We start from the raw sequence: 7,633 nt of genomic DNA, 5'->3' as shown, positions 1-7,633 counted from the left end.
ACAACAGTTATCGGCCGCACGGATCGCTCGGGTTCCGTTCACCCGAGGCGTTCCGGGCACACTGGTTGGAGACCGAGGGTAGACAACAACTACAGCTCGCATAGCCGGTGGACTTCAGAATGGGGCCCAGTCACAAGGTGCGCGCCAGCACGTCCGGCCCGAACTCCTCGGTGATACGAAGCACTCCATTGACGGCCCCAACGAAATTGGTTGAGCTCTTGCCCACCGCAAGGCCGCGCGATTTCAGCACCTTCTCGGTATCGACAAACAACGGAATTCCGCCTGTCACGCCGATTCGATACTCATCAATCGCGTTGGGCTTGGACGACTCCCTGTTCTTGATCAGAAACAAGATCGCCTCTTCTACCTGCGTAAGATTGTGGTGAACTTCGCACGGCACCCTGTCAACTCCGACAATCTGGCATGCGCGGCGACGGTGCTGTCCGTCCACAAGGAAGTATCTGCCATCATCTCGCTTGGAAACGATGAGTGTCCCAATCGCTTCGCGGACGAAATCCTTCGCGATCATCTGGGCACGACGCTCGTTGATGGTCCTCTGTGCATCCTCGTCGATCTCGATCTCATCGACATCGAGGTACACGCCGTACTCGACCTTGTGCTCGGGCAGCTCGTACTTATAACGGTTGGTCATCATGATCCTTCGTTGGCATGCGGGTCGTCACCGTACAGGCGTGAGGTGAGGTACGTCAGCGGAACACCGTTCAGCTGAGCCGTATGGGCGATCCAGCTCGTCGACCATGTCGCTCAGAACATGGGTATCGTTACCGCTCACTCCGTCCAGAATTTACGGCGACAGTTGCCTGCCCCGGGAAGCCTGAGCCTCTGCGGAGGATTGGGAGCGGGCTGGAGTGCTGAAAATGTAGAAAAGGCAATGAGGACCCTTATGTTCAGCCGGACAACGATGGTCGATCACCAAGTTGCATTCTGAGTTCATGTGCTCGCGTGGCGCTGGATGCTTCGGCGATCTTCCGGTAAAGCACTTCGGTGGCTTCGTCGCGCCAGTTTGCAGCTCTTAACCGATACGTAACCGATTCCGAAAGACCTGCGCGCAAATCCTCCCGTACCGCCAGCGCGCTCAAGACTTGGTGTCCGGATCCGGCTGCGTCGACTCCGCCGGGGACTTCAAGGGTCCACCAGCCACTTCCCCGCAAGGCGACCCAGGGGTCTGCAGGATTCGGAGCAGACTTTGCTACTGAGAACGGCACCAGAAGTTCTGCCAGTTCTTTCCGAACTTCGGAAAAGTGAACGAGCCCGGGATACTGGTCGACGCGCTCTAACGCCCAGAGCAGCACGACAAATTTGTATGCAGCACTACGGCCACCCATCTTGAACACCTGGGTGGTTTCGAGATCCCACAAAAGTCCGCCGCGGGCGTGTTTGCCACCGTGATCAACAACAAAACCTAGGTCGGTGAGACAGTCGGACACCGTTGCGAGCCCGCCGGAAAACTCGGAGCTGTCGCAGAAGTGCCCCGTTGCGTACCCGTGTGCGACCCCTGCGATCGCCTTCGAATCGTAGAAGCGTCCACGATAGACCAACCTGAAGTTCCGCGCTTCGGCATAGCCGCGTCTGCGCAGGAACTCTTCCTGTCCGAGTGTGTCGAATTCTTCGATCGCGGACAGGACCGCCGATCGGGAAATTGCGGAGAGGTTCACCTTCACAGCCACGCGATGATATTAGTGTCCGTATGCAATGAGCGGGGTGGGAGACCCACCTGACTGATCTTGAGCATGGCTTACAATTCCCGCCATGGCTCGCATCCGCTCGATCTCCCCAGGCACGCAAAGGGTCCAAGCGCACCCAACCGAGGTCGACTGTTTCTACAACATCATCGATGATGGCGACGGAACGCGCCTGATCCACCTGAGTACATTCGGATCCGACTATCGTCAGTCCAAGCCGAAGAGCAGTCAGTCGATCCAGCTCGATCGGGACATGGCTGTCCAGTTCATCGAGGTTCTCCTCAAAGCTTTCCCGGACATCCTTCCCACCGCGAAGGCTGCACTTCCCAGCTCCAAGAACACGAGCGACCTGGCATGGCCGGCGGACGAATCGCCGATCTTCCAGTCTCTCCTCCGCGAACTCGGTATCAAGGAGTAGTTCGATTGCGGGATGCTGGTCAGAACAGGTTTGCCACATCGCCCGAATCCAAGGTCTTGCCGTCGCGGACGATGCCAGTCCTATAGTGGCTCGTCGACGGAGCCACTGGCCGCGCCTTTCTCCGATTTCTCGATCCCTGCGTCGAACGTCGGAGATCCGGGTTCGATCCAGGACGCAACGCCCGCCGCACCCCGCGCTATCTGCTGGGTCCGCCGTTGGTGTTGCGGATGGACAATGGACCGGAGTTTATTCCTCTGTTCTGCAACAGTTCTGTCGGGATCGGGTCGGTACCTCGTACATTCCGCCGGGGACGCCGTAAAACAACGGTCACATCGAATCGTTCAACAACCGATTGCGGAAGGAATGCTTGAACCGGAATCATTGGACGAGCTTGCTCGAAGCGAGAGTGGTGATCGAGGACTTCAAGGACGATCACAATCATCGGCACCGACACTCGTCGTTGGGCTACCTCACGCCGGCCGAGTACGCTGCCCAATGCACCCACCGGCACCAGCCGGTGGAGGGGTGCGAGATCGACTGAAGGTCAAACCGAAGCGACACGACTCTAGAACGCGGTGGTCCGACTATCGGGGACCTGCCAGCTCGTATCCGCTCCATCGCCGCAGGCACACAAAAGGTTCAGGCGCATCCGACTGAGGTCGACTGTTACTACACCATCATCGAAGATGGTGACGGAACTCGCCTGATTCACCTGAGCACCTTCGGCACGGACTACCGCCAGTCCAAGCCCAAGAGCAGCCAATCTATTCAGCTCGACCGCGACATGGCCGTGCAGTTCATCGAGGATCTTCTCAAAGCCTTCCCGGATATTCTTCCCACTGCCAAGGCGGCACTCCCCGGCTCTGGAGACAACGGAGACATTGCCTGGCCGGCTGACGAATCGCCAGTTTTCCAGCCACTTCTTCGAGAACTCGGAATCAAGGACTAGAAGCGATCGGCCGACTTCCTCGGAGAATCGGTGACCACGTCTCCGTACTCTTCGAAGGTAAGGACTGCTTCAGCAAACACAAGGTCTGTAGCCACCAAGGTCGGGCAGTGTTCTGCTACCCTCCCCCAGTGCTCGAGCACGGCAGGGGTGAGCAGTTCCCGTTCGGATTGGTGGGCCTCCAACCTGGCCAGTCCTGCGGCCACGAGGCTGAAAGCAGGGACCGCGGTCCATGCGGCATCTGCGCCGATCTCGGCGAAAACGGCGAGTCGTTCGCTCACCGCGGAGTACAGCGCAGGAGAGCGCTCTTCCAGATCAGCACTCAAATGTCGCGCTTCGACAATCAGCCCCAGCGGCGAGTCCGGACCTGTCCATATACTTCGCTGGTCGAACGCTTCGAGGTATGCGGACCATCGGGCTTCCGGACTAAGCATCGGCCCCGGCACACTACGGATCTCGGTGGCCAAATAGTCCAATGCGTCGTCTCCTAGTGAAACCAAGTCGCTGACGATTTCATGCTCCGGTCGACCGGTCGACGGCAACGTGCCACAACCCAGAACGGTGATGAGCGGATCTCCGCCGTGCTGTTCCAAGTAGTTCAGGGTGTCAAGCCGCTCCCCACGCGCTGTGCGTCTCCGCGCGCTCAAGGGCGGGAGGTCGGAGATCTCGATCATGCATCCCACCCATGGGTTGGAATGCAGCTCGTTCGAGGTCTCGGTGGAACCGTAGTTCTGCCGAGCAAGCTCCGTATGAACAACGAGGGACGGTAGCCGGGAGGTAGGAATCGTACTGTTGCCCAGCGACTCCAGCGCCGTTCGTGGATTCTCCGAGACGACCCGGAGCAACTCACGGCGCATCTGTCCCTGAAGGACATCCCGTGGATCGTGCAACGTCCGCGCCAGGACCGTCCAGATCTCAGGCATGACCTGTGGGCTGCGGGGCGGATGACCTCCTCCTTGCGCAAGATACTTCGAGAGACGCTCACGGCTCTTGTTCCGATCACGCCTGTATCCGGCTTGGTCGATCTCGAAGAGCGGGTTGTCCGGCCACTGCGGCGGCTCATCGAGCACCCACGGGTCGGACACGCGGAGCTGTACCAAGAGCTTGCCTGCCGCAATCAGGTCTTTCGGAAGGGGGACCACGACATCGGTCACCGGGATCTCCCGGGCGCCTGCCCAGGGAGCGGTCGACCACCATACATTCGCCACCAGATTGTCGACGACCCTGAGTCCGTCGAAGACCATACTCTCGTCCTCGATCCGAATTTCCCTGCAGCTCCCGACCGGACGGATCTGTGCCGCCGTGAACCGAACGATTTTCTGGTCTTCCGAGACAGCGACCGCTGTCAGCACACAGTCGCCGGCCTTACGTGCGACGTCCGTGAAGACTCGAAGGTCGGCTTCGAAGTGGCCGTCCGCGGTCCTCCGAGGGCAATACCATTTGAGCGCGTCACTGTCCCTGTCAACCAATTCCAGTCGAAGTGCAGAGCAGCCCGGCACATTCAGTACCAATAAGGATTGTTCGTCGAGATCGGCATGGAACAGCACTGGCACCGACGTCCGCCACCGGATTGCGTGCCCGGCCGAGCCGACATGGATCCGAACATAGGGTGGTGTCAGCACCAACGCGTGGGTAACGGCAGCTGCAGTGAACCCGATGTTGCGCTTGATCTCACTTCGGCTGAATTCGACCGAGGTCTCAACCGGTCGGATGGAGCTACGCGAAGGTATTTTTGCCGTGACCGGCTCCAAGCCGCCGAGAGCCGGTGGACGGACCCAGCGATCTATCGTTACGTCGACGCCTTCGAGGACGAAGACCGTATATCGCAGACTGGACCCCGCAGACCCCGTGACTGCAATATCGAACTGGCCCGCAAGATCACCACGCACCCCAGCGAATGGTTCGACGGTGCGTGCATCCACACCGGTCGTGTAAGTCGAATCCGTGACCGGGGCTCGGTCAGTACTCCTCCTGACCTGTACTCGCCACGATGAGTCCTCTCCGTTCCCCCGTCCGGGAAGGCGAAGTCGCGGCTTCTCGGCGTAGACGGGGACCCCCGCTGCGGTCGTCAGACCCACGATCGCAGCGCCCAGTTCCAGCCGTGGTACCTCGATGACTCGAACGCCACGCAAGACTCCTTTGCGGGCATCGGTCACTACTCTCAACGACATCGCGGGGGAGAGGTCTACCGCAGCTACTTGCCAGCCGCGCCAGCCCCCGGGGGAACCGATGATTGCGTAGGGCTGGAGATCGACGTCGGCGACCTCATCCACCAAGCGGGCATGTTCCGGGTAGACCGCCAGTATCTGCCCCTTTGGCAACACTGCTTGGTTCCGCAGCCAGCGGCCGTCTCGATCGAAGAGGAGAATCGGATCGTTGGTGCGCACGAGCGGAACCCTCCAGGCAGATTCGCCTGAGCTACATTCGATGACGAGTTCCCGTGCCGGTTTTGGGATTGGCAGTCGCGTCGGCTCCCACTCCCGCCAATCGAGTCCCCACTCGCCGGAAGGGCTCGCGACCGCAATATCACCGTCATACCACACACGCCACTTCTCCTCTTCACCGAGCTCGGTTGGGGGGAGCTCGACAACGACCTGATCGTCGAGAGGCGCGAATATGACGCAAGGGGAACGACGTCCGCGTGCTGCTGACCTTGCGCCTACACCGCCCGACCTCCCGAAGGCGTGGACTTCGAGGGCTGCGTCGATGCCATCACGAAGAATTCGTGGAATCGTCCGGATGTCGAGTTCGAGGTCGTTCGGCGTCCCGCCGTCCAGCATTCGATCGACGTTCTTGACGAGATAGTCAAGAACCTCGATCGCGAACGATCCGCCGTGCGTCAGGAAGTTGCGGACCGGCTTTGCGAGCTTCAGCACCTGCGGGTTCTTGTCGGATCGCACGATCCAGTCCATGAGGCCGGCTCCTGAGGCAAGACGTCCCCGGTGCAGATACTCGTCAGCGACCTCGACGAGCGCACCCATGCAGTGGATGGGAACGCCGGCGTGCACGCCGAGCGTCTGCACGTATTGTCCTCGGAGCGAAGGGAATGCGTCGAGGCCGAAACGTTGAAGGTTCGGCTCGACACTTTCCCGGAGCGCGTTCTCGAAGGCAAGTGTTCGTGGCAGTCCGAGCTCTGCCCAGAAGCTCTCCCAGTACCGGCCGTGTTCGTAAGCAAGTGCGGCGTGACCGACCAACGCGGTCATCGTGAGTGCAGGATAGCGATCGATGAAGTATTTGATCGCTCGACCTGTCCGCCGGTGACGTTGCGCAGCGATTCCGTAGAAGCCCTGGATGCGCTGCACCTCGGCTTCGTCGAGATCTACACGAACGACGAGATCGACCTCACCGAGACAGACACGGAGTCTGCGCTCCTCGTCACCCATCCATGTTTCGAGCTCGTCGAGCGCCGCAATCTCGTCAGGTCCGAATGGTGTCGGCACCGTTCCTCCGCTCAGACAAGTCTCCTCGTCGCATCACACTCACGCGCCGGAGCTTCTGTGTGTCAGCTCCGCATTACTCTTCCGATCAAGTCCTCCGTATCTACCATCTCGAGTCGGAAAAAGTCGATGCCGTTGTCCCGTAACCAGGCCTCCCGGTCGGCGTCGTCATCGGTGAGAACCGCGATCTTTTCTCTCTCCCACAAGATCTCGACGATCCACCCGTCACCTACTTCGACGCCGATCTGTGGCACCGGCACCCGAGCTTCCGCCAGCTGGGACAACAAGGGTTTGGCCTCGGTGTCCACGAGAACGAGTGCATCCTGCCATGGGGACGACATACCACCGGCGATCGAGATCTCCTCGAAGATCTCGAGAGCGCCGCCCCTGCTGAGCTTGTCGTGGTAGCGCGCATTCCGATAAGTCCGCAGACACCCGTAGCACGATGTCTCCGTACCGCAATCGCACGAGTTGAGTCGTTCGGTCGCCCCGGCGAGGACAGCTCCCAGGTTCTCCGCGATTTTCTTGGCTGCTCCCGCACCGGCGGGCACCGTGTCGAACAAGACGATACTTCGTCGCCCGTCCTTGCTCCACGACAGTGTTCCGTCGATATCGTCGCGGCTGATCTCGAGGGCTTTCGATGCCCCCTCCAACAGGGCGTACAGGACGGATAGCCAGCGCGATTCGCTCTCTTTGTCATAGCTGACATCACCGAAGGTGAATTCTGCGACGTCTGTCTCGTAACGGTGCGCCAGCGAGACGACGTCGAACGTTCCGTCACACGGCTTCCCGGTGGCGGGACGCTCATGTTTCCGCGGAGTATTCCGACCGGCACGCGGTGTGGCCCAGCCACACCATTTACAGAGCATGAAACCGGCGCCTTCGCCTTCGGAGATCACCGCCATGCGAGCGCGAACTCCGGCCTTGGCTTCGACTGTGATGCCGCCCGTGGACTTCCAGGTGAAGGTGTCGACGACGTCACCGATGTGCTCGACGTAACTGGCACCGTTCCATTTGCGTTCCGGAGGAGCTGTTGACTGGATCCCACTGAGCAGGTCCAGTGGTTGTGCGAGTTCGAATGCACCAAAATGAGTGCAGGAGGGCGAGTACACGACATGGCACGACGACG

General features: G+C 60.1%; 5 protein-coding genes and 1 pseudogene. 2 read left to right on the top strand and 4 right to left on the bottom strand.

What is annotated here, in order from left to right; all coding sequences use genetic code 11:
• Positions 1-130: 130 nt before the first annotated feature.
• Positions 131-655, bottom strand: coding sequence for a DUF6551 family protein (locus tag AC0B44_RS21015; RefSeq protein WP_471904679.1), 525 nt, complete (start codon positions 653-655; stop codon positions 131-133).
• Positions 656-908: 253 nt separating this feature from the next.
• Positions 909-1,688 (bottom strand): ScoMcrA-related endonuclease, encoded by a 780-nt coding sequence (locus AC0B44_RS21010; protein WP_471904678.1) that lies wholly within the window; start codon positions 1,686-1,688, stop codon positions 909-911.
• Between the two features lie 82 nt (positions 1,689-1,770).
• Between AC0B44_RS21010 and AC0B44_RS21005 the strand changes: the two genes are divergently transcribed.
• Together AC0B44_RS21005 and AC0B44_RS21000 are read left to right on the top strand one after the other, a co-directional pair.
• Complete coding sequence (locus AC0B44_RS21005; protein WP_471904677.1) at positions 1,771-2,121, top strand: hypothetical protein; 351 nt, start codon at positions 1,771-1,773, stop codon at positions 2,119-2,121.
• 206 nt (positions 2,122-2,327) lie between these two features.
• Positions 2,328-2,662: pseudogene (locus AC0B44_RS21000) on the top strand (transposase); the annotation flags it as partial.
• Between the two features lie 404 nt (positions 2,663-3,066).
• On the opposite strand, the gene AC0B44_RS20995 reads toward AC0B44_RS21000, so the two are convergent.
• Together AC0B44_RS20995 and AC0B44_RS20990 are read right to left on the bottom strand one after the other, a co-directional pair.
• Positions 3,067-6,507, bottom strand: a complete 3,441-nt coding sequence (locus tag AC0B44_RS20995; protein WP_471904676.1) for a hypothetical protein — start codon at positions 6,505-6,507, stop codon at positions 3,067-3,069.
• A 62-nt stretch (positions 6,508-6,569) separates the two neighbouring features.
• On the bottom strand, positions 6,570-7,633 hold a 1,064-nt coding region (locus AC0B44_RS20990; protein ID WP_471904675.1), incomplete at its 5' end, for a DUF1998 domain-containing protein.

It is taken from the genome of Rhodococcus sp. NPDC019050, assembly GCF_055664235.1.
The sequence above is the reverse complement of the archived record's forward strand: the minus strand, read 5'-3'. Positions and strand labels throughout refer to the sequence as shown.